Origin of the sequence: Pseudomonas sp. KBW05, from assembly GCF_003852405.1 — a bacterium.
In the GTDB taxonomy this organism is placed as follows: Bacteria; Pseudomonadota; Gammaproteobacteria; order Pseudomonadales; family Pseudomonadaceae; genus Aquipseudomonas.
The window spans coordinates 315614-338212 of record NZ_QAJM01000007.1 but is presented as its reverse complement, the minus strand read 5'-3'; the positions used below and the strand labels follow the sequence as shown (position 1 = coordinate 338212).

Sequence of the window (22599 nt, the reverse complement as noted above, 5' to 3'; positions counted from 1 at the left end):
GCTAGATAACTAGCGCAGGCGCGGAGGCCTCAGAAATTCTCCCGAGGGTTGAACGCGGCCTTTTTGGCCAATTCCTGCCACAGGGCGATGGTCTCGTCATCAGCCTGCTTGGGCATGACCGCCTTCAGCTGGATGTACAGGAACCCACGCTCCCCTGCCTTGTTCAGCAGACCATGCCCCTTGGCGCGCATACGCTGGCCGTTTTGGCTGCCGGCCGGCACCTTGAGGTTGATCTTGCCGGTCAAGGTCGGCACCGCTACTTCTGCGCCCAGCGCCAGTTCCCACGGTGCCAGCGGCAGGTTGATGACCAGGTTTTCGCCGTCCACTTCAAATTTTGGATGCGGCGCAAACTTGATGATCAGGTACAGGTCGCCATTGGCTCCGCCGCCAATGCCCGGTGCGCCCTGCGCCTTGAGCCGGATGCGCTCGCCGTCGGCCACGCCGGCGGGGATCTTCACGTTCAGGCTCTTGGTGGTGTTGCTCACATGCCGGCCCGAGGCGTCGTATTGCGGCACCTGGAAGCTGATCTGCTTGGACTCGGTGGACAGCGTATCCTCAAGGGAAACCGTCAGTTGCATCTCCACGTCCTGGCCCTTGCGCCCGGCAGGACGGCGTTGGCCGCCACCGAAGGCGTCTCCGCGTGAGCCGAAGATCGAGCTGAAGAAGTCCGAGAAGTCCTCGCCGCCACCACCGCCGCCAAAGCCGCCACGGCTCTGCCAGCCCGGTGGCCCCTGGAACGGTTGGCCATGCTGGCCGTATTTGCGCAACTCGTCATATTCGGCGCGTTTGTCGGCGCTTTTAAGCGCCTCATAGGCTTCGGACGCGTCCTTGAACTTGGCTTCAGCGTCTTTTTCCTTGCTCACATCGGGGTGATATTTGCGTGCGAGCTTACGATAGGCCGCCTTGATTTCCTTGTCGTCGGCCGTCGGCTCTACGCCCAATATCTTGTAGTAGTCTTTGAAATCCATCGGCGGTTCACCATCCTTAATCGAGATCGCACAGCCCGGGGCACAACGTGCGCTGCATTGCACCTGTTGATTGATGTGGCCTGGGGGTGCGTCAAAGTGTTATCGGCATTCGCCGTATGCAGAAGATGTGGGGGCGAATTCCCCACTTTCAAGGCGCATTTATAGATAGCCGGCCTACGCATCCGCCGTCGACTGGCATACACTGCGCGGCCGTTTTTCAACCGGAACCTGATTGTCATGGAAAACCCATCCCCAGCCCGTGCCTGCGGCATCGACTTTGGCACGTCCAACTCCACCGTCGGCTGGATCCGCCCCGGCGAGGAGACGCTCATTGCGCTGGAGGACGACAAGATCACGCTGCCGTCGGTGGTGTTCTTCAACTTCGAGGAACGCCGCCCGGTGTACGGTCGCCTGGCGCTGCACGAGTACCTGGAAAACTACGAAGGCCGGCTGATGCGCTCGCTCAAGAGCCTGCTGGGTTCCAAGCTGATCAAGCACGACACCAGCGTGCTCGGCACGGCGATGCCGTTCACCGACCTGCTGGCACTGTTTATCGGCCAGCTCAAGAGCCGCGCCGAAGCCAACGCCGGCCGTGAGTTCGAAGAAGTGGTGCTGGGCCGCCCGGTGTTTTTCGTCGATGACGACCCGATGGCCGACCAGGAAGCCGAGAACACCCTGGTGGACGTGGCGCGCAAGATCGGCTTCAAGGACATTTCGTTCCAGTACGAGCCGATTGCGGCGGCGTTCGACTACGAGTCCACCATCGAGAAAGAAGAGCTGGTGCTGATCGTCGACATCGGCGGGGGTACGTCTGACTTCTCCCTGGTGCGCCTGTCGCCGGACCGCCGTCACAACGACAACCGCCAGAGCGACATCCTCGCCACCGGCGGCGTGCACATCGGCGGTACCGACTTCGACAAACAGCTCTCGCTGAACGGCATGATGCCGCTGTTCGGCTACGGCAGCCGCATGAAGAGCGGCGCCTACATGCCCACCAGCCACCACATGAACCTGGCGACCTGGCACACCATCAACTCGGTGTACTCGCAAAAGTCCCAGCTGGCATTGGGCAGCATGCGCTACGACATCGAAGACACCGGCGGCATCGACCGCCTGTTCAAGTTGATCGAACAGCGTGCCGGGCACTGGCTGGCCATGGAAGTGGAAGAAACCAAGATCCAGCTGACCCACGAAGACAGCCGCCACGTGGCGCTGGACCGTATCGAAGCAGGCCTGAGCGTAGACCTGAGCCGCGCACTGTTCGAGTCGTCCATCGACGCCTTGCTGGAGCGCGTGCGCGGTAGCGTGACGCAGTTGCTCAACGACGCTTCGGTGAGCGTGGCGCAGGTGGACACGGTGTTCTTTACCGGCGGTTCCAGCGGGATTCCGGCACTGCGCCACAGCATCTCGGCGATGTTGCCGAATGCGCGGCATGTGGAAGGGAATATCTTTGGCAGTATCGGCAGTGGTCTGGCGATTGAGGCCAGCAAGCGGTACGGACACTGAGTTTCACCTGAAAGACCGTGGCGCCCCCTTCGCGAGCAAGCCCGCTCCCACATTTACTGTGTTTACACATTTCGACCTGTGAACACAGTCAGTGTGGGAGCGGGCTTGCTCGCGAAGAGGCCAGCCCAGGCAACACAAGCCTTAAACCATCCCCCCAAGCTTCAACTCACTCTTGAGATACGCATAATAAATCGGCCCCGCCACCACGCCCGGCAGCCCGAATGCCGCCTCAAACACCAGCATCGCCAGCAACAACTCCCACGACTTGGCACTGATCTGCCCGCCGACGATCCGCGCATTGAGGAAGTACTCGATCTTGTGGATCACGATCAAGTAACCCAACGCCGCCACCGCCACCCAGATCGACAGCGACAGCGCGACGATGGTGATCAGCGTGTTGGACATGAGGTTGCCGATCACCGGCAGCAGGCCTAGCAGGAAGGTCAGCACGATCAGGGTTTTGGTCAGCGGCAAGTGAATCCCGCACAACGGCAACACCACGGCGAGGAACACGGCGGTGAAGGCGGTGTTGAGCGCGGCGATCTTGATCTGCGCGAAGACGATGTTGCGAAAGGCCTGGACCAGCAGGTGCAGGCGGTCGAACAGGGCGGCGGCCAGGGGTTTGCGTTTGGTCAGGTCGGGCACGCGTTGCAGGGCGATGATGGCGCCGAGCACCATGCCGATCAGCAGGGTGACGAACATGTGGGCGGCGTCTTTGCCGACCAGCTGCAGTTCGCTCAAGTGCTTGCTCATCCAGTCGCCGATAGCCACGCGGAACTCGGCGGCGCTGGCGGGCAGGTAGGCGTCGATAAACGGCGGCAACTGGCCGCGTGCGCGGTCGACCACACCCATGAATTTGTCGAGGGAAGCACCGGGATTTTCCGCTTCGTGGAGCAGGAAGCTGATGGCACCGGCAAAGATCAGGGTCAGCACGCTGACGATCAAGGTGCCCAGCAAGGCCACCGCCAGCCAGCGAGCGCGCCGGCCTTCGATCAGCCGTTGCAGTTGCGGGGTGAGCATGTTGACCAGTTCAAACACCAACAGGCCCGCCAGCAGGCTGGGCAGTAATTTGAGCGGCAGTACCAGCAGCAGTCCGCCGAAAATGATGATGTAGCTGGCCAGCAACAACACATGACGCTGAGAAAACGTTGGCATACAGCCTCAAAACAAACGGCGTTAAAGGATGGGCAGTCTGCCAGCCTTGAGGGAATCAAGCGAGAGTTCAGGGTGCTAATGCGATCAAGTGTGTGTGGTTTGTGTGGGGGCTGGCTTTTGTGGGAGCTGGCCTGCCTGCGATAGCATCACCTCGGTCTCACTGATAGACCGAGGTGCCTGCATCGCAGGCAAGCCAGCTCCCACATTTGATTTGCAGGGCCCACAGAATCGCGATCAGCCTTTGAGGCAAGTGCTCATAAAGGTCTTGCGCGCATCGCCGGCCAGCGCCTTGGTCTTCGCCGACGCATTGCAGTCTTTCATCTTCTGCTGCTGCGGCGTCAGGGTCTTGGCGTCATTGGCCGCCGGGGCCGACAGGCAGGTTTTCATGAACGCCTTGCGGTCGTCGCCCTTTAGGGTCTTGGTGGTGGCTTCGGCGTTGCACGTGGTCATTTTGTTCTGCTGGGCGGTGGCGGCAAAGCCCTGGGAACACAGCAGCAGGCCCATCATCAACAACGGAATTCGCAGCATCTTCATGGAGTTTTCTCCCTGTTACTGTGCCGAGGGGCACAGCCTACCCAGCAGTGTAGTCAAAGCCTGTTACATCTTCACCGACTTCGGATATTCGTCCGCCGGTACTGCTCCGGGGTACAACCGGCATGACGCTGGAACATCGCGATAAAGGCCGAGGCGGTGCTGTAGCCAAGGTCGAACGCCACATGTTGCACGCTGTGCTCGCTGTCGAGCGCTTCAATCGCCGCGAGGTAACGCAGGCGCTGGCGCCATTCACCAAAGCTCATGCCCAGCTCGCGCACAAACTGGCGCGCCAGGGTGCGTTCGCTCACGTGCACCTGCGCCGCCCAATGGGCCAGCGGCCGGTTGTCGCCGGGATCGGCCTGCATGCCCTCCAGCACACCGAGCAGGCCGGGATGACGGGCGTAGGGCAGAAAGCACTCGTGGATCGGCGCCTGCTTGAGCTGGTCCACCAGCACCTGGGCCAGGCGGATATCGGCTTCGCTTTCGGGGATGTTCACGTCACGTTGGGCGAAGTCGCTGAGGATCGCCTTGAGGATCTCGCTGATCGCCAGGGTGCACGGCTGCGGCGGCAACTGGGCGCAGAGTTCAGGGGCCAGGCCCACCGAGTGGTAGACGATGGCCTCGGCGTTGTAGGAGCTGTGCTCGGTGTGCGGCGGCACCCACACCGCGTACTGCGGCGGCGACATAAAACGGTTGCCGGCCACTTCCATGCGCATCACGCCGCTGGCGGAATAATCCAGCGAACCCCAGCCGTGCTGGTGCGGGGTGCATTCGGTGTCGGGGGCAAAATCGGAGTAGCGGAAGTAGACCGGGCTGGGCAGGCTGGCAAAATCCGCGAGGCGTACGGTATGTCTGGCCATGTTGTCTGGATACATAGGTCGTTTGTCTGGATCGCAGTATAGGCTTCGATCCAGACAAGGGATAATCCCGGCTCATCAACACATCTGGTTTCTTTCGATGCAATACGCGTATCCCCTGCTGGCCATTTTCATCTGGGCCGGCAACACCGTGGTCAACAAGCTGGCCGTCGGCACCATCTTCCCGGCAGAGATCGGCTTCTACCGCTGGCTGCTGGCGGCGCTGCTGTTTACGCCGTTCATGCTCAAGCCGGTGCTCGCCAACTGGGCGCTGATCCGCCCGAACCTGGGCAAGATCGTCATCCTTGGCGTGCTGGGCATGGCGGTATACCAGAGCCTGGCGTACTACGCCGCGTCGCTGACCACGGCGACCAACATGGGCATCATCCTGTCGCTGATGCCGTTGATGGCGCTGACGGCGGCAATCATCAGCCTCGGCCAGCGCCTGACCTACGGCGCCCTCACCGGTGCGGTACTGTCGTTTGCTGGCGTGGTCGTGGTGGTGTCGTCCGGCAGCCTGGGCGCGTTGCTGCAACATGGGGTCAACCTGGGCGACGCGATGATGCTGGTCGCCACCCTGGCCTACGCGGTCTACAGCACCCTGCTGAAAAAATGGCAGCTGCGCCTGCCGCCGTTGGTGTTGCTGTATTTGCAGGTGCTGGTGGCGGTGGTGGTGTTGTTTCCGCTGTTTTTGTTCTCGCAAAAAGCCGGCCTGGGCTGGGCGAATATTCCGCTGGTGATGTATGCGTGCTTGCTGGCTTCGATGCTGGCGCCGTTGGCGTGGATGCATTCGGTGAAGACCCTGGGGCCAAGCCGGACCACGCTGTTTTTCAATTTGCTGCCGTTGATTACGGCGCTGATTGCGGCGGTGGTGTTGAAGGAGAAGTTGGCGTTGTATCACTTGGTCGGTGGATTGCTGACGTTGGGAGGGGTGATTTTGTCGGAGCGTTGGACGACGCCGGTCAGAGCAGCCTAGACGCAGTTCAAAATGTGGGAGCGGGCTTGCTCGCGAATGCGGTGTGTCAGTAACAGATGAGCTGGCTGACCCACCGCTTTCGCGAGCAAGCCCGCTCCCACAATTGGACCGAGTCAACTTCTCAGACTCCGGCGGCCTTCAGCCTCTGGGCATGCTCCACAAACAACCGGATCGGCTCCGCCCCCTTCCCCACCAGCCCCATGGATTGGTTGACGATATCGAAGTGGTCCAGGGGAAAATCATCACCAATCACCAACCCCAGGTGTGAGCTGTAACGTCCGACCATGCCATCACACTGGCCCTTTTCCCGCACAAAGCTGCGGGCGAACAGGCGACAGCTGCGGTTCGTGCCGTCGAACAGGTTGCGGCCACGGTCGGTGATGCCCGGCTGCAAGGTGCCGGACCACGAGTAATAACGCACGCCATTGACCTCTGCGGCCCCCTGCCCGCCCCAGGTGTCGGGCAAGCCTTGGGGATACTGACGATTGAACAGCGCCACCCCGGCACTGGTCAGCGAATGGTGGGACGCCTGCAAGTCCGCCTTGAAACGTGGCCCGCGATAGCCGGTTTCCAGCACGCCCATCACCCACGCGACCACATGGAACAGCGCGCTCATCAGCCGCCCCTTCACGCCGTCGATGGGGTAATGGAGGTGGATATGGTCCGCCAATTCCGAACCATGATTCGGTCCGGCCACCGACGTCACCGACGCCACCCACTCCGGGCGTTTGGCCGCCGCATAACGTGCGGTCAGCGAGCCCTGGCTATGGCCGATCAGGTTGACCTTGTCGGCGCCGGTCTCCTCACGAATCTGCTCGATGTGCGCCAGTAACTGCTCGCCGCGCACCTCGCTGGCATCCAGTGGTGCGACCTGCACGGCAAACACTTGCGCGCCGCCTGCGCGCAACGCCGGGACGATGCCGTACCAGTAGGGGAAAAACCCCAAACGCACAAAACCGAGCATGCCGGGTACCAGTACCAACGGGTAACGCGTGGCTAACGACTGCGGCATGGGGCGAACGTCCTCGAAACGGCTGACCTGAGCGCAAGCCTAGCCCAACCTCAAGTCGGGCTGATGACGCCGTGGGTCAATCCGATAAAACTTTTTGCGCCGCCCGGGACTCACAACTTTGAGCGATCACGCCAGCAGAGCGTGGCGCAAAACCGGATTAGCCCCAGGAGATCGAGATGACTGAAGTTCAACTGACAGACGTTGCCACCCTGCGCAGCCGCGCCCGCAAAAACGTCGAAAACGGCGCGGTGACCGAAGGCTATGACGCCGACCGCGAAGAAATCATCCGCCTGCTCAACGAGTCGCTGGCCACTGAACTGGTTTGCGTGCTGCGCTACAAGCGTCACTACTTCATGGCCAGCGGCCTCAAGGCGGCAGTCGCTGCTGATGAGTTCCTTGAGCACGCCACGCAAGAAGCCGAGCACGCCGACAAACTCGCCGAGCGCATTGTGCAGTTGGGCGGCGAGCCGGAGTTCAACCCGGACCTGCTGTCGAAGAACTCCCACGCGCAGTACGTGGCGGGCAAGAATTTGAAGGAGATGGTCTACGAAGACCTGGTGGCGGAACGGATCGCGGTGGACAGCTATCGCGAGATCATTCAGTACATCGGCGATAAAGACCCAACGACACGCCGGATCTTCGAAGACATCCTGGCTCAGGAAGAAGAACACGCCGACGACATGGCCGACATTCTGCAAGGTCTCTAACCAACAACACATAGCAATGTGGGAGCTGGCTTGCCAGCTCCCACATTTTTTGGTCCCTGTATGTTCAGTTAGCCCTTTACCGTTTTCGGGGCCTTGCCTTCCTTCATCTGCTGCAACAACGGCGCGCACTGGTTCGGCACGTCCCCACTCGGCGCGATCAACGCCAGCAAGCCCGCTGCCGGAGCTACGATCACACCCAGCGCCACCATGCCCGCGCCACGCAGCATCAGCGGTACCGCTTTCACGCCGGCGTTGGGCTTGATGAATGGGCCATTGACGTACAACGGTGAGCGCAAGGAGAACAGGCGAAAGCCTTTCGATTCCGGGGTGATGGTCAGGTCCAACTGCTCGGTGGCCATGTTCGCGGTGCCATCGATGTAGATGATGGCGTTCTCGGTATCGAACACAAACAGGCGGGTCGTGGCCAGGCCGGTCTTGATGCCGAAGTCAGCGGCCGCGCAGTTGATCTTCACTTCCTTGTCGCCAAACAGGCGGCCCACCACGTAGTTGCCGACGTTGAGCCCGGCGATTTCCATCAGGCCACGGCTGATGGCGCCGTCGTTGATCAGCATCTTCAGGTCACCGTTGGAGCTGCCCAGCAGCGCTGCCACGGAGTTGCCGCGCCCGGCGATATCGGCATCGCCATTGAGCTCGCCAAAGCTGGTTTTCATCGGTTCGAAGGTGGGGAACAGCTGCTTGAGCTTGAAGTTACGCGCGGTGAGTTTGGCGCGGCCTTCCATTGGCGTGATGCGCCCGTTCAGGCGGATCTGCGCGTCTAGCTTGCCGCCGGCCACGCCGAAGCGCAGGGGTTCGAGACTGAGTTGGCCGTCGTTGAGCACCAGGTGGGTGTAGAGATCGGTGAACGGCAGTTCAGCACTGTGCACGATACGTTTGCCGGTGAATTCCACGTCGGCGTCCATGTCACGCCAGCGTTCGGTACGGAATTCTTCCACCGGCAGCACCTTGGTCGCCGGTTGTTTGCTTTCACCGCCACGGGCCTTTTGCTTGGCGTTGGAGTCGGCGCCGATCAAGGGCGCAAGGTCGGCCATCAGCAGTTGGTTGGACACCAACGCGCCGCTGAGCTTGGGCCGTGGCTGGCTGGCGACATAGGCGAGGTTGCCGTGGATATCGCTGTTGCCGATCTTGCCGTTGAAGTTTTCATAGGTGAAGGACGCGCCGCTGGCTTCGTGCAGCTTGGCGACCAGGTGGCCGTCGGTGGAATACGCCGGCGAGTCCGGCAGGGTCACGCCGGTCAGCGGGTACAGGTTGCCGAGGCTGCTACCGGCGAGTTTCAGGCGCAGGTCGAGGGCGCCAAGGTTGAGCGGGTCGGTCAAGGTGCCAGCGAGGGCGATGCTGGTATCGGCGACCTTGACCTGGGCTTGCAACGGGAACGGCTTGGCCGCGTCCTGCAAGGCAAGCAGGCCGCCGATCTTGCCGCTGCCGTCGAGCTTCTGCCCGTGGTACTGGCCTTTGACCTTGAGGGCGAATGCATAGTCTTGCGGCGCCGCGCCTTTTTCCAAGGCTTTCTTGGCATCCGCGTCGCCGACGATTTCGCCGAACGGGATCGGCTTGCCCAGGGGGTCGATGATCACATCGAGCTGGGTCTTGAGGGTTTGGTCGTCGAGGGTCACATGGCCTTTGTCAAAGCCGATGGCGCCGATGTCGACCACCCAGTTGGACGGTTCGGCATTCGGGTCCTTGGGGTCGAATTTGAAGGTCCAGTTGGCGCGACCGTCGGCGAGGCGTTGCAATTCGGCGCTTGGCTCAGTCAGGTCGATACGCGGGATCACCACGCGCTGCACCAGCAACGCCAGGGGCGAGATGCGCAACTCGACCTTCTTCAGGGTGACCATCTGCGGTTTTTTCGACCAGTCGGGGTTGCCCAGGGCCAGGTCCTCGGCGATCACATGGGGCCACGGCACCCAGGCGCGCCAGCCGCCTTGATCGGGCTCACGGGCCCACACCACGGCCAGGTTGCCGTTGATGGCAAACGGGCGATGCAACTCTTCGGAGACCTTGGCATTGATCTGCGGCTTGATGCGGTTCCAGTCAAAGAACGCCAGCACCAACACCACCACGGCGATTAATAGAACGAAGCTGGCACAGCTCCAAGCGACGATTTTGCGCGTGCGCGTCATTGCACAGGACTCCTGAATACGACTACCGCTGAACTACAGCTCATAAGGGTACGACTGGCAAACCGCCCGGGGGTTTAACCCGACCACTGATTTAGTCGCAAAAAGCCATTTTCCTGATCAAGCAGACAGAATCAATCATCAACGGCGCACCATTGTTACCCACCTTCGTGTCGAAAATACCCACCCCGGTGCAAAACCGCGGGCTTGAGAGGTGCGAGTTAGAGCCTCTGCCGAGAACAATCAATTCTGTTGATTATTACCATTGTGTTTATGAACTTTTATATCGACTTATCGAGAGTAGCATTAGCCCTGTACCCACTTTATCGCCCTCCCAAGGAGCAACCCATCATGAAACGCCAAGTACTCGCTACCGTCCTGTTGTCCGTCCTGGCTTCCAGCGCTTTTGCCCTGCCAGCTGCCGAACAAGCGACCCCACAGAACAAAGCCCAAGCCGTGCAGTCCAGCCAAACGCTGGCACGCAGCGGTTCGCAAGAAGAAGAAAACCGTGACTACGCCAAAGGCGCTGTCGCTGAAAACGGCCGCAACCGCCTGGAAGAAAAAGGTTTGGTTGAAGGTGGCGCCGAGCAAGCCAACAAACGCGCCTACACCGAAGGCGTTGCTGAAGGTGGCCGTGATCGCCTGGAACAGAAAGGCCTGGTCGAAGGCGGCGCTGAACAAGCCAACAAACGCGCTTACACCGAAGGTGTTGCTGAAGGCGGCGCTGATCGCCTGAAAGAACTGCACGAAGCCCAGAGCTAAGCCTGTGGTGGCCGATAAAAAAGCCCGATCCGCCGATCGGGCTTTTGCTTTGCTGTAGACCGCGTCACGCCCCACCCTGCGCAAGTTCGACGCCGATGAAGCTGTTTTGCTAGAGTGCGTCGCTGAACTTGCCGACAAAGCCCCCGCCCATGCTGCCCCGCGCCGAACAGAAGCAACAGACCCGCCTCGCCCTGATGGACGCAGCCCGCCATCTGATGGAGTGTGGCCGTGGGTTTGGCAGCCTGAGCCTGCGCGAAGTGGCCAAGACGGCCGGCATTGTGCCCACCGGTTTCTATCGCCACTTTGCCGACATGGACCAGCTTGGGCTCGTACTGGTCAGCGAAGTCGGCCAGACCTTCCGCGCCACCATTCGCCTGGTGCGCCACAACGAATTCGTGATGGGCGGCATTATCGATGCGTCCGTGCGCATCTTTCTCGATGTGGTGTCGGCCAACCGTTCGCAGTTCCTGTTCCTCGCCCGCGAGCAATACGGCGGCTGCCTGGCCGTGCGCCAAGCCATCGGCGCCTTGCGCGAAGACATCACCCGCGACCTCGCGGCCGACCTCACACTGATGCCCAAGCTGCAACACCTGGACGGCGAAGGTTTGCATGTGATGGCTGACCTGATCGTCAAAAGTGTGTTCGCCACCCTGCCCGACATCATCGACCCGCCCGCCCAGGCCCTGCCGGCCCACCTCACGCCTCAGGCGAAAATCACCCAGCAATTGCGTTTTATCTTTATTGGTTTGAAGCACTGGCAAGGCCTGGGCAGCACCGAGTAAAACGATCAACCCGCCGAGTGGAAACGCTTGGCCGTCGTGTAGTTTTTATTCCAATAGTTGTTGCTCAGCGAGTCGATACGGATGGTCTTGCCCGTGCGCGGCGAATGGATGAATTTGCCCTCGCCGATATAAAGGCCGACATGGCTGACCTGGCCGCGCCCATTGGCTTTGAAAAACACCGCATCGCCGGGCTTCAGTGCATTGCGCGGGATGGTCGCGGCTGTCGAGCGGTGCATCGCCGCCGTGGTGCGCGGGATCTGGATATTCGCTTCGGTCTTGAACAGATAGACCAGGAAACTGCTGCAATCGAACCCTTGCTGCACCGAGGTGCCGCCCCACTTGTAGGGCGTGCCCAGCAGTTCATGGGCACGGTCAACCACGTTGCTGATGGTGGCCGGGGCGAAGGTCGGGCGCGGTTGTAAATTGGCCGAAGCCGTTGAAATGACGAATGACAGACTGGCGATGACTAAGCAAAAAAATGACTTGAACATGATGAACGTCGCAGTGAATTAAACACGGCGCGGATCCTAAACACTCAACAAGTAGCACCATGAACGGCGAATCTTCAGGGTGCGTAGGACAAATCCGAAAACGCTCAGGACAAGTGCACAAATACAAAATGAGCACCGTTTTGGCGCATCACTAGAATTTTCCTACGCCCTGTTTAGTGGCGCCACAGTGCCTACTTACAGGCGATTCCTACTCACCGCCGAGATTGGCAAGGCCCTTGCTCTAGCACTTGCATCGCTCATTGCTGGAAGCCTTCTGATGCTGGTGATCCACCGCCGAATCGCCCCCCAAGCCCTCTGGGCTGCCGAGCTGCTGCTGAATTTCGAAGCCCGCAGCAAAAGCCGCCTGCGCTGTTTCAGTGCCGACGGTGAAGACGTCGGCCTGTTCTTGGAGCGTGGCCAGCCACCGCTGCACGATGGCGAATTCCTACAGGCCGAAGACGGACGTGTCGTACGTGTCTGCGCACGTCCTGAACAGCTGCTGCACGTCACCTGCCCCAGCGCCTTTGAACTGACCCGCGCGGCCTATCACCTGGGCAATCGCCACGTTGCGCTGCAAGTGGGGGATGGTTGGCTGCGCCTGCTGGATGACTACGTGCTCAAGGCCATGCTGGATCAACTGGGCGCCACCACTGAAACCCTTGAAGCGCCGTTCCAGCCGGAACACGGCGCCTACGGCGGCGGCCATCACCATTCGCGCCATGGCGACGAAGATTTCAATTATCCGCCCAAGCTGCACCAGTTCGGCGTACGTCTATGAACCCAGCCTGGGCGCTGTTGCGTCTGGCCAGTCCGCAATTGCCGATTGGCGGCTACAGCTATTCCCAAGGCCTGGAAATGGCCGTGGAGAACGGCCGCGTCAATGATGCGGCCAGCGCCCGCCGCTGGATCAGTGATCAGTTGTTGCTCAACCTCGCGCGTTTTGAAGCACCGCTGTTGCTCGCCCATTGCCGCGCCGCCGCGGAACAGGATTGGGCGCAGCTGGCACAGCTGTGCGAAGAACACCGCGCCAGCCGTGAGACCCGCGAGCTGTATCAGGAGAGCCGGCAGATGGGTTACTCGCTGCAACAACTGCTCAATGGTTTGCCTGAGCTGGACGACGCCGCGCGCCACTTCCTTGAACAACGCGGCGAACCTCACCTCGCCCTGGGCTGGGCCCTCGCCGCCCGCGCCTGGACCATCAGCCCCGTCGACGCCCTCGCCGCCTGGCTGTGGAGCTGGCTGGAAAACCAACTGGCCGTACTGATGAAAACCCTGCCCCTGGGCCAGCAAGCCGCCCAGCGCCTGACCAGCGAGTTGCTGCCACTGCTGCAACAGGCCCAGCAGGACGCCGCGCGTATCGACCCCAACCATTTCGGCAGCGCCGCATTCGGCCTGTCCCTGGCGTGCATGGCCCACGAGCGCCAATACAGCCGCCTGTTCCGTTCCTAGGAGAACCACCCCATGAATACACAACCTTTGCGCGTCGGCATCGGTGGCCCAGTGGGCTCCGGCAAGACCGCCCTGACCCTGGCCCTGTGCCTCGCCCTGCGCGACCGCTACAACCTGGCCGTGGTCACCAACGACATCTATACCCGCGAAGACGCCGACTTTCTGGTGCGCAACCAGGCCCTCGCGCCCGAGCGCATCATCGGCGTGGAAACCGGTGGCTGCCCGCACACCGCGATCCGCGAAGACGCGTCGATCAACCTTGAAGCGGTGGACCAGCTCAACCGCCGCTTCCCCGGCCTGGACCTGATCCTGGTGGAGTCCGGTGGCGACAACCTCTCGGCGACGTTCAGCCCGGAGCTGTCGGACCTGACCATCTATGTGATCGATGTGTCCGCCGGCGACAAGCTGCCGCGCAAGGGCGGGCCAGGCATTTGCAAGTCCGACCTGCTGGTGATCAACAAGATCGACCTGGCGCCGCTGGTCGGCGCCTCGCTGGAATTGATGAACAGCGACACCACCCGTATGCGCAACGGCAAACCCTTTGTATTCAGCAACCAGAAAACCGGGGTTGGCCTGGAAGAAATCGTCGCCTTTATCGAACGCCAAGGCCTGCTGACCGCCGCCTGATCAACCCATAAGGAACCTGTCCATGAGCCTCAAGAAACTCTTCACCGCCGCCGCATTGCTGCTGGCCCCGGCCCTCGCATTCGCCCACCCGGGCCATGGCGATAACGGCTTGCTCGCCGGGATCAGCCACCCGTTGGGCGGTATCGATCATTTGCTGGCGATGGTTGCGGTCGGCCTGTGGGCCGCGCAACAGAAAGGCGCGGCCCGCTGGGCGCTGCCGTGTACGTTTGTCGGCACCATGTTGATCGGTGGCGTGCTGGGCTTTGAAGGGATGCAATTGCCGGCGATGGAAAGCGGGATAGCCGCGTCGGTGCTGGCTTTGGGCCTGGCGGTGGCGCTGGCGGTGCGGCCGCCGTTGTTTGTCGCGGTGGGTGCGACTGCATTGTTCGCCTTGTTCCATGGCGTGGCCCATGGTTTGGAGTTGCCGGACATGTCCAGCCCGTGGGCGTATGCGGCCGGGTTTGTCGGGGCGACTGCTGTGTTGCACGCGGCCGGTTATGCGGTGGTGCGTTTCCTGCCGGCTGCGGCTGCGCCGTTGGTGCGGATTGCCGGGGCAGCTTCGGCGGCGACTGGGGTTTGGTTGCTCGCGGGCTGATTTGCGGCGCCTGTCAGGGCCTCATCGCAGGCAAGCCAGCTCCCACATTTGATTGGGTTCGCAGATCAAAATGTGGAGCTGGCTTGCCTGCGATAGCGGTCTCAAAAACACCACAGAACCCAAGCCTGCTACCATGCGCGCCTACACCCCTGCCGTGACGACGCCAGCCAATGCCCACCGCTCCAAGCTCCACCCTGAACGCCGTGCTCACGCACTTCCACACCCTGATCGTGCCGCTCTGGCAGGGCCCTGGCTGGAATGCCGACCTCGCGCTCCCCTATGAAGCACTGGACGCCAACCATCAGCCACTGCCACCGCAACGCTACCGCGCAATGGCCTGTGCCCGGCAGCTGTACCTGTTCGCCAGCCTGATCGGCGAACCCGGCGCCTCGTTTGCCGAAGAACGCGCGGCTGCATTGTTCCGTTCCCTGCAACGGCACTTCCACGATGCCGAGCACGGCGGCTGGTTCTACAGCATCGACCCGGCCGGCCAACCGCTGGACAAGCGCAAAGACCTCTACACCCATGCCTTCATCATCTTCGCCTGCGCCCACTACTGGGCCAAGGTGCGCGAGCCGTTGGTGGAGTCGGTGCTCAACGCCGCCCTGGCAGTGGTCGCCGAGCGCTTTGCCACAGGCGACGGCCTGTACGAAGCCGTGCTGGAGCGCAACTGGTCATCCCTCAAGTCCGGCCCGCTGCAAAACCCGCTGATGCACTTGGCCGAAGGCTTCCTGGCCACCCTCGCCGTGCGTGAAGACGCCGATGTACAAGCGGCACTGCTGGGCCTGGCGACGGCCATGCAGCAGCGCTTCATCGACCGCCAGCATGGCGTGATGATGGAAAAACCGCTGGGCGCTGTGGATAACTGGTTTGAACCGGGGCACCAGTTCGAATGGTTCTTTTTGCTGGAATCTTCCGACGTCCTACGCGGCACGCCGTTGCACGCCTCGCTGACGCGGGCTTTTTCCTACGCCGAGCAAAAGGGTGTGGATAAGTTGAGCGGTGCGGTCAGCGGCATGTTGGCGCTGGATGGCAGCGTGCGCGATGGCACCCAGCGCATCTGGGCCCAGGCGGAATACCTGCGGGCGCTGACCTTGCGCCCGGGCAGCGAGGCGGTGTTGCAGCGCCAGTTGCTGGCGCTGCAGCAGCATTTTTTGCATGGCAAAGGCTGGAATGAATGTCTGGATGCCCAGGGGGTGGTGAGTCGGTGGGATATGCCGTCGACTACGCCTTATCACTTGGCGACTTGTTATCAGGGGCTGATCCAGCATCTCGGGTGAGTGTTAGGGCCCCTTCGCGAGCAAGCCCGCTCCCACATTCGACTGCATTCCAAAGGTAGGACGCGGTTAAATGTGGGAGCGGGCTTGCTCGCGAAGGCCTCACCGCGGTCTAACTGCCTGTCACGCAATCCACTTGCGATCCCCAGTAAAACTGATGGTCAACCACCGCGCCGCATCCGCTTTGCCGAGCCCTGTGGATATCTCTTCGCGCAGCCCATCGAGGGTGGCGACGTTATCCACCGGGTAATCCGCCGGCAACACCACATGAATCTCGATAAACCGCGCCCGCCCGTGTTTTTGCACGTAGGACACGTAGTCGTCGAAACCATGTTTGGCCTGGGCCGCGTCCATCACTTCACGCACCTTGTCGTCCAACTGGTCCGGGGCAATCCCCAGCACCTCGCGCAATGCCGGGCGCAGGATCTTGAACGCCGGCGCCAGCATGCTCAGGGCCAGCAGGATCAGGATCAATGGGTCGACGTACACCGCCCACTCACCATAGCCCTGGGACTTGAGCAACAGCGCGGCGAGGAAGCTGATCAGCAAGCCGATCGATAGCATGGCGTCCACCAGCCAGCTGATGTTGTCGAACTGGATCAGCGAGGACTTGAGCGTGCGATTGCGATAACGCACGTAGAAGAAGTAGGCAAATTCGACGACGGTAAACACCGCCGCATAGATGATCACCAGCCCCAACTCGATCTCGCGCCCGCCATTGATAATGCCGAACACCCCGTTGAGGAACGCATAGATGGCGATCAGCAGCAGGAAGCTGCCTTCGATCAGCAGCACCATGGGCTCCAGGTGCCAGTAGCCGAACTGGAAGCGTTCGTTGCTTTTCTTGGCGATCAGCTTGGCCGTGATCAGCATCAACACCTTGATGGCGGTGGCGATCAGCGAGAAAAAGCCGTCGAACAGAATGGATTGGGCGCCGGATATCACACCCGTGACAATCCCGGCGATCGCGACGGCGAACATCAGGATGGTCGATTGTTTGAGCAGTGCCTGCTCACCTCGGTTACTCACATTTCCTCCTGTCAAAACCTTGAAACCGCTGGGTGCGGTGGGGTTCTCAGGAGGGGAGTGTACCTTATGGCCTGTTTTGGCTGATTTGGCGCCTTCGCGAGCAAGCCCGCTCCCACATTTGGACCGAGTACATCCTTGGAATGCGGTCAAGTGTGGGAGCGGGCTTGCTCGCGAAGCAGGCGGCGCGGTCTAAAGCCTTACTTGGCCCCGCGCTCGATGGCAAACCCAGCCCAGGTCTGGCTCACCGGCATCAGTTCCAGGCGGTTGATGTTCACATGCGCCGGGGTGTTCATGACCCAGAAGATCGTGTCGGCAATATCCTGCGGCTGGATCGGTTCGGCGCCGGCATAGGTCGCGTCATAACGCGCCTGGTCGCCGCCAAAGCGCACCAGCGAGAACTCGCTCTCACACAGGCCCGGCTCGATGTTGGTCACCCGCACGCCGGTGCCTTGCAGGTCGCAGCGCAGGTTCAGCGAGAACTGCTTAACGAATGCCTTGGAACCGCCATACACATGGCTGCCCGGGTACGGATAGTTGCCGGCAATGGAACCCAGGTTGATGATCCCGGCGCCACGGCCGTGAGCGATCAGGCGCGGCAGCAGCAGGCTGGTGGTGGTCAGCAGGCCCTTGATGTTGGTGTCGACCATGGTTTCCCAATCGTCGAGGCTGCACTTGGGCGCAGGGTCGGTACCGACGGCCAGGCCCGCGTTGTTGATCAGCCCGCGCAGCGTGGCGAACGACGGCGGCAGGTTGGCGATCGCCTCTTCCATGCCCTTGCGGTCACGCACGTCCACCACCAGGCCGTGCACTTCGGTCTGCTTGGAAAGTTCTTCGACCAACGCATTCAAGCGCTCGGCGCGACGACCGGTGAGCACCAGTTTCCAGCCGGCTTCGGCAAAACGACGGGCGCAGGCTTCGCCGAAACCTGAGGTTGCGCCAGTAATAAACAGCGTGTTGGACATGGTGTTCTCCTTGCGGGCATCGGGAAAAAATCAGCCAGCAGAATGCCCGTACGACGCGGTTGCGGCAACCGCTATGCACAGAACTTCATGTGCAGCTGATCAGTTTTTAACCACATCTCGCAAAGCCTTACAGAACGTGGCCTGCAGCCATGTGCGCGCAGGTTATCCACAACTGCGCCCACAGTCTTTGGGGGCAAGTGCAAAACACCTCAGGCCGCTGTATGCGGGGCTTGCAGGCGATTTTAGAAAGTTTTTTGCTTGACCTTGGCGGGGCCGTATGTAGGCCCATCAACGGGGAGAAAATCCCAACGATGGCTCCAGGCCAGTCATTCCGGCCTCTGCGGAGGTCTTTCCAGAGTTTAGTCACAGACTTATCCACAGGCTGAGCGGACATAAATCGGTCATATACCTGTGTCTTTAAACAGGTTGACAAAGCCCTTGGCCGGTCGCGAAAAAACCACTGATCGAAAAACGATCAACACGCTGCAAGCCACGGCTTTAAAGGCTTTCAGCAGAGTACTACCACGTTACCCACAGCCGGTTCCACAGTGGATGGGGACAAGTCAAAACTGTGACAAAACAGGGATTTGCGGCGGCTATATGTCGCGCTTTGGAGGGTGGCTGGATTTGTTTTCCACAATTTGGTATCGGCCCTGTGAACACCACAAAAAAATGTGGGAGCTGCTTTTTTTAGGAGCTGGCTTGCCTGCGTTAACATCGCCTCGGTTCACCAGATAGACCGAGGTGTCTGCATCGCAGGCAAGCCAGCTCCCACACAAAGCCAGCTCCCACAGTGGGTCTTGCGTCAAACTTTAGATCAGTGCCCGCCGAGGTAGGCGTTGCGCACTTCCTCGTTGACCAGCAGCTCCTTACCGGTGCCCGTCAGGCGAATCTCACCGTTGACCATCACATACGCCCGATCCGACAAGCGCAGCGCATGGTTGGCGTTCTGCTCCACCAGGAAGATGGTCATCCCGGTCGACGCCAGCTCCCGCAAGGTCGAGAAGATCTGCTTCACCACAATCGGCGCCAAGCCCAGGCTCGGCTCATCCAGCAGCAACAGCTTGGGCCGGCTCATCAGCGCGCGGGCGATGGCGAGCATTTGCTGCTCGCCACCGGACATGGTCATGGCCCGCTGGTTACGCCGCTCCTTGAGCCGTGGGAACAGCTCGAACATGCGCTGCATGTCCTGGCTGGCGAACTTGTCGCCAATCGGGATGGTGCCCATCAGCAGGTTTTCCTCGACGGTCATGTCGGGGAACACCCGCCGCCCTTCCGGCGACTGCGCGATGCCGTTGGAGGCGATGTAGTGGGACGACTTGTGGGTAATGTCGACGCCGTTGTACAGAATCTGCCCCGACTCGGCCCGTGGCTGGCCGAAGATCGACATCAGCAGCGTGGATTTGCCCGCGCCGTTAGAGCCGATCAGGCTCACGGTTTCGCCTTCGTTGATGTGCAGCGAGACTTTTTTCAGGGCCTGGATCGGGCCGTAGAACACGTCCAGATCCTTCATTTCGAGGATAGGTGCACTCATACCAGCTCCTCTTCGTCGGCGCCGAGGTAGGCGGCAATCACTTTCGGGTCGTTGCGGATCGCGTCCGGGCCGCCTTCTGCGATCACATTGCCGTGGTCGAGCACCACGATGTGGTCGGAAATACTCATCACCATGCCCATGTCGTGTTCAATCAGCACCACCGTCAGGTCGTGTTCGTCGCGCAGCAGGCGAATCATCGCGCTGAGGGCTTCGGTTTCCTGGGGGTTGAGGCCCGCTGCCGGTTCGTCCAGGCAGATGATCTGCGGCCGCGTGCACATGGCCCGGGCGATTTCCAGGCGGCGCTGCTGGCCGTAGGAGAGTTCGCCAGCCAGGCGGTTGGCGCAGTCCACCAAATCCACCACTTCCAACCAGTAAAAGGCGTGGTCCAGAGCGTCGCTTTCGGCCTTGCGGTAGCCCTTGGTGTTGAGGATGCCCGCCAGCATGTTGCGGTTGACCCACATGTGCTGGGCCACCAGCAGGTTCTCCACCACGGACATTTCCTTGAACAGGCGAATGTTCTGGAACGTACGGGCCAGGCCTGCACGGTTGACCAGGTGGGTACCGCCGAACATCTTGTAGTACACACGGCTGAGGAAGCTTTTCGGCGAGACAAAGTCGGTAGGCTGGAAGCGTTCGCCGAGCAGTTGGATCACGTCGGTCTGCTTGCCGCGCACGTTGAGGTTGATCTTGCCGCCGCTGGCTTTATAGAAGCCGGTGAGGCAGTTGAACACCGTGGTCTTGCCGGCACCGTTGGGGCCGATCAGGGCGAAGATCGAGTTGCGTTCGACCTTGAGGCTCACATCGCTCAGGGCCTTGATGCCACCGAAGTGCATCATCAGGTGTTCCACGGAGAGCACGACTTCCTTGCTCATGGCGCCACTCCTTTACGTGGGGTCACACCGGTACGGCTGATGCGGATCAACCCGCGCGGTCGCCAGATCATCATCACCACCATCAACACGCCAAACAGCAGCACGCGGTATTCGGAGAAGCTGCGCAGCAGTTCCGGCGCGACGGTCAGCACGAACGCCGCGATCACCACCCCCACCGTCGAGCCCATGCCGCCCAAGACCACGATGGCAAGGATCAGCGCCGACTCGAAGAAGGTGAACGACGACGGGTTGACGAAGCCCTGGTAGCTGGCAAAAAACACCCCGGCCAGGCCTGCGGTGGAAGCGCCGATGGTGAACGCCGAGAGCTTGACCAGCACGTGGTTCAGGCCCATGGAACGGCAGGCGATCTCATCTTCGCGCAAGGCTTCCCAGGCGCGGCCGACCGGCATGCGGGTCAGGCGGTGCTTGATGTACAGCACAGCCAGCACCACCAGGAACAGCACGATGTAGATGAACATGAACTTGATGTTGGGGTTGTAATCGATGCCGAAGAACTCGTGAAACGGTATCCCGCCCTCCTTCGCCTTGCGCCCGAACTCCAGGCCGAGGAAGGTGGGCGATGGCACCGGCATGCCGTTCGGCCCGCCGGTAAACGACAGCCAGTTATTGAGTACCAGGCGGATGATTTCACCGAAGCCCAGGGTCACGATGGCCAGGTAGTCACCGTGCATTCGCAACACCGGGAAGCCGAGTATGCATCCCGCCAACGCCGCCGCGATGGCCGCCAGTGGCAGCACCGTCCAGAAGCCGAGGCCCAAGTATTGATAACCCAGGGCCAGGCCGTAGGCGCCGATGGCGTAGAACGCCACGTAGCCCAGGTCGAGCAAACCGGCCAGGCCGACCACGATGTTCAGGCCCAGGCCCAGCAGCACGTAGATCAACCCGAGGATAACCACGGTGAGCAGGTACTTGTTGGCAAAGATCGGGAACACGATGGCAATCACGATCAGCGCCGGGATGATCCAGCGCAGCCGCGACTTGTAGTCCGGCGCCAGCACATGCACACCGGAGCCGCTGCTTTCGAAGCCCTGCAGGATCTTCAGGCCCTTGGGGGTTTGCAGGAACAGGCTGAGGGCAAAGCGGCCGACCATGACGATGGCGACCAGCGTGGCCACGCGGGCCGGTTCCAGGTTGAAGCTGTAGCCGTCGAGGACGACGCCGACGATCGGACCGAACACGACCAGGGAAATAAGCCCGGCGAGAATCGTGTCGACCACACTTTTCTTGATATCGATGGGTTTGGCAGCAGACATGTTTACACCTTAGCCACGAGTGGGCGACCCAGCAGGCCCTGGGGACGGAAAATCAGAATCACCACCAGCAGGGAGAAACTGAACACGTCTTTGTAGTCAGAGTTGATCAACCCCGCGAACAGCGACTCGGAGATGCCGAGGATGATCCCGCCCAGCATCGCCCCAGGCAGGGAGCCGATGCCGCCGAGGACCGCCGCTGTAAACGCCTTGATGCCGATGATGAAGCCGGCATAGAAGTCGAAGGTGCCGTAGTTGAGGGTGATGAGCACACCGGCGAGGGCGGCCATGGCGGCACCGATGACAAACACGTAGGAGATCACGCGGTCGGTGTTGATGCCGAGGATGGAGGCCATCTTGCGGTCTTGCTGGGTGGCGCGGCACATGCGGCCGAGCTTGGTGTATTTGATCACGTAGGTCAGCAGGGCCATGCCCGCGAAGGCGGCGACCAGGATAAACACCTTGGTGTACGTCAGTTGCACGAAGCCCGTGCCGATATCGACACGCCAAGCCCCGGCCAGCAGGGTGGGAATGCCTTGTTGCTTGGCGCCCTGGGCGATCTGTGCGTAGTTCTGCAGGATCAGCGAGATGCCGATGGCGCTGATCAGCGGCGCGAGTCGGGTGGAGTTGCGCAGGGGTTTGTAGGCGACACGCTCAATGACCCAACCGTACACGCCGGTGACGACCACGGTGAAGATCAAGGTGCCGAGAATGAGCAGCGGGAAGGATTCGATGCCGAAGTAGGCGAGCAGGGCCAGGGTGATCGCCGCGAGGTAAGCGGAAATCATATAAACCTCGCCGTGGGCGAAGTTGATCATGCCGATGATGCCGTAGACCATTGTGTAGCCGATGGCGATCAGGCCGTAGACCGACCCGAGGGTCAGGCCGTTGACCAGTTGCTGCAGGAAAATACCATCCATAACGCAATCTCACGCGGTGAGCACCTGCACACCTGTGGGTGTGCGGCGCTTCTGGAGGAAAAGACAGATCTCGATCACGACACAGTCCCCCTGTGGGAGCGGGCTTGCTCGCGAAGGCGGTGTGTCAGAAACACATTCAGAGACTGACACGCCGCATTCGCGAGCAAGCCCGCTCCCA

At 61.1% G+C, this 22599-nt stretch carries 23 protein-coding genes; 10 read left to right on the top strand and 13 right to left on the bottom strand.

Annotation, left to right across the window (positions count from 1 at the left end):
- Positions 1 to 29: 29 nt before the first annotated feature.
- Entirely contained in the window at positions 30 to 968 is a 939-nt protein-coding gene (locus DBR46_RS07250; protein ID WP_124525592.1) for a DnaJ C-terminal domain-containing protein, read from the bottom strand.
- Positions 969 to 1205: 237 nt separating this feature from the next.
- On the opposite strand from DBR46_RS07250, the gene DBR46_RS07245 reads away from it, so the two are divergent.
- Complete coding sequence (locus DBR46_RS07245) at positions 1206 to 2474, top strand: Hsp70 family protein (protein ID WP_124525591.1); 1269 nt, start codon at positions 1206 to 1208, stop codon at positions 2472 to 2474.
- A 141-nt stretch (positions 2475 to 2615) separates the two neighbouring features.
- Here the strand turns inward: DBR46_RS07245 and DBR46_RS07240 are convergent, their stop codons facing one another.
- The 3 genes from DBR46_RS07240 to DBR46_RS07230 form a co-directional block, all read right to left on the bottom strand.
- Entirely contained in the window at positions 2616 to 3629 is a 1014-nt protein-coding gene (locus DBR46_RS07240) for an AI-2E family transporter (protein ID WP_017737507.1), read from the bottom strand.
- A gap of 234 nt (positions 3630 to 3863) precedes the next feature.
- Positions 3864 to 4163 (bottom strand): PsiF family protein, encoded by a 300-nt coding sequence (locus tag DBR46_RS07235; protein WP_116627296.1) that lies wholly within the window; start codon positions 4161 to 4163, stop codon positions 3864 to 3866.
- A 71-nt stretch (positions 4164 to 4234) separates the two neighbouring features.
- On the bottom strand, positions 4235 to 5023 hold the full coding sequence (locus DBR46_RS07230) for a helix-turn-helix transcriptional regulator (protein ID WP_124525590.1): 789 nt from the start codon (positions 5021 to 5023) through the stop codon (positions 4235 to 4237).
- 97 nt (positions 5024 to 5120) lie between these two features.
- Here DBR46_RS07230 and DBR46_RS07225 point away from each other — a divergent pair, with 97 nt between their 5' ends.
- A complete protein-coding gene (locus DBR46_RS07225; protein ID WP_124525589.1) occupies positions 5121 to 5996 on the top strand; it encodes a DMT family transporter in 876 nt (291 codons plus the stop codon).
- A 121-nt stretch (positions 5997 to 6117) separates the two neighbouring features.
- On the opposite strand, the gene DBR46_RS07220 is transcribed toward DBR46_RS07225, so the two are convergent.
- Positions 6118 to 7008, bottom strand: a complete 891-nt coding sequence (locus DBR46_RS07220) for a triacylglycerol lipase (RefSeq protein ID WP_124525588.1) — start codon at positions 7006 to 7008, stop codon at positions 6118 to 6120.
- A gap of 176 nt (positions 7009 to 7184) precedes the next feature.
- Between DBR46_RS07220 and DBR46_RS07215 the strand changes: the two genes are divergently transcribed.
- Positions 7185 to 7715 carry a bacterioferritin gene (locus DBR46_RS07215; protein ID WP_124525587.1) on the top strand — a complete coding sequence of 177 codons (531 nt, stop codon included), beginning with the start codon at positions 7185 to 7187 and terminating at the stop codon, positions 7713 to 7715.
- 68 nt (positions 7716 to 7783) lie between these two features.
- Here DBR46_RS07215 and DBR46_RS07210 read toward each other — a convergent pair whose 3' ends face one another.
- Entirely contained in the window at positions 7784 to 9853 is a 2070-nt protein-coding gene (locus DBR46_RS07210) for an AsmA family protein (protein ID WP_124525586.1), read from the bottom strand.
- Between the two features lie 348 nt (positions 9854 to 10201).
- On the opposite strand from DBR46_RS07210, the gene DBR46_RS07205 reads away from it, so the two are divergent.
- Together DBR46_RS07205 and DBR46_RS07200 are read left to right on the top strand one after the other, a co-directional pair.
- Positions 10202 to 10612, top strand: coding sequence for a hypothetical protein (locus tag DBR46_RS07205; protein WP_017737498.1), 411 nt, complete (start codon positions 10202 to 10204; stop codon positions 10610 to 10612).
- Positions 10613 to 10761: 149 nt separating this feature from the next.
- Positions 10762 to 11394, top strand: a complete 633-nt coding sequence (locus DBR46_RS07200) for a TetR family transcriptional regulator (protein WP_017737497.1) — start codon at positions 10762 to 10764, stop codon at positions 11392 to 11394.
- A gap of 5 nt (positions 11395 to 11399) precedes the next feature.
- On the opposite strand, the gene DBR46_RS07195 is transcribed toward DBR46_RS07200, so the two are convergent.
- Positions 11400 to 11885: a C40 family peptidase gene (locus tag DBR46_RS07195; protein ID WP_124525585.1), complete on the bottom strand. Its 486-nt coding sequence runs from the start codon at positions 11883 to 11885 to the stop codon at positions 11400 to 11402.
- 277 nt (positions 11886 to 12162) lie between these two features.
- Between DBR46_RS07195 and ureE the strand changes: the two genes are divergently transcribed.
- From ureE to DBR46_RS07170, 5 genes are all read left to right on the top strand, one after another.
- Positions 12163 to 12663 carry an urease accessory protein UreE gene (ureE, locus tag DBR46_RS07190; protein ID WP_017737495.1) on the top strand — a complete coding sequence of 167 codons (501 nt, stop codon included), beginning with the start codon at positions 12163 to 12165 and terminating at the stop codon, positions 12661 to 12663.
- A complete protein-coding gene (locus DBR46_RS07185) occupies positions 12660 to 13334 on the top strand; it encodes an urease accessory protein UreF (protein WP_124525584.1) in 675 nt (224 codons plus the stop codon). Before ureE ends, DBR46_RS07185 begins: the two co-directional genes overlap by 4 nt.
- Before the next feature lie 12 nt (positions 13335 to 13346).
- Positions 13347 to 13961, top strand: a complete 615-nt coding sequence (gene ureG, locus DBR46_RS07180) for an urease accessory protein UreG (RefSeq protein WP_017737493.1) — start codon at positions 13347 to 13349, stop codon at positions 13959 to 13961.
- A gap of 22 nt (positions 13962 to 13983) precedes the next feature.
- Positions 13984 to 14556 (top strand): HupE/UreJ family protein, encoded by a 573-nt coding sequence (locus tag DBR46_RS07175; protein ID WP_124525583.1) that lies wholly within the window; start codon positions 13984 to 13986, stop codon positions 14554 to 14556.
- Between the two features lie 170 nt (positions 14557 to 14726).
- Positions 14727 to 15836 (top strand): AGE family epimerase/isomerase, encoded by a 1110-nt coding sequence (locus DBR46_RS07170; RefSeq protein WP_124525582.1) that lies wholly within the window; start codon positions 14727 to 14729, stop codon positions 15834 to 15836.
- 120 nt (positions 15837 to 15956) lie between these two features.
- Here DBR46_RS07170 and DBR46_RS07165 read toward each other — a convergent pair whose 3' ends face one another.
- The 6 genes from DBR46_RS07165 to DBR46_RS07130 form a co-directional block, all read right to left on the bottom strand.
- Positions 15957 to 16862: a cation diffusion facilitator family transporter gene (locus DBR46_RS07165; RefSeq protein ID WP_124525581.1), complete on the bottom strand. Its 906-nt coding sequence runs from the start codon at positions 16860 to 16862 to the stop codon at positions 15957 to 15959.
- Positions 16863 to 17059: 197 nt separating this feature from the next.
- Complete coding sequence (locus tag DBR46_RS07160; RefSeq protein WP_124525580.1) at positions 17060 to 17824, bottom strand: SDR family oxidoreductase; 765 nt, start codon at positions 17822 to 17824, stop codon at positions 17060 to 17062.
- Between the two features lie 817 nt (positions 17825 to 18641).
- Positions 18642 to 19358 (bottom strand): ABC transporter ATP-binding protein, encoded by a 717-nt coding sequence (locus tag DBR46_RS07145; RefSeq protein ID WP_124525578.1) that lies wholly within the window; start codon positions 19356 to 19358, stop codon positions 18642 to 18644.
- Entirely contained in the window at positions 19355 to 20230 is an 876-nt protein-coding gene (locus DBR46_RS07140; RefSeq protein WP_124525577.1) for an ABC transporter ATP-binding protein, read from the bottom strand. Before DBR46_RS07140 ends, DBR46_RS07145 begins: the two co-directional genes overlap by 4 nt.
- Positions 20227 to 21504, bottom strand: a complete 1278-nt coding sequence (gene livM, locus DBR46_RS07135; RefSeq protein WP_017737487.1) for a high-affinity branched-chain amino acid ABC transporter permease LivM — start codon at positions 21502 to 21504, stop codon at positions 20227 to 20229. Before livM ends, DBR46_RS07140 begins: the two co-directional genes overlap by 4 nt.
- Positions 21505 to 21506: 2 nt before the next feature.
- Positions 21507 to 22421 carry a branched-chain amino acid ABC transporter permease gene (locus DBR46_RS07130; protein ID WP_017737486.1) on the bottom strand — a complete coding sequence of 305 codons (915 nt, stop codon included), beginning with the start codon at positions 22419 to 22421 and terminating at the stop codon, positions 21507 to 21509.
- Positions 22422 to 22599: the final 178 nt, after the last annotated feature.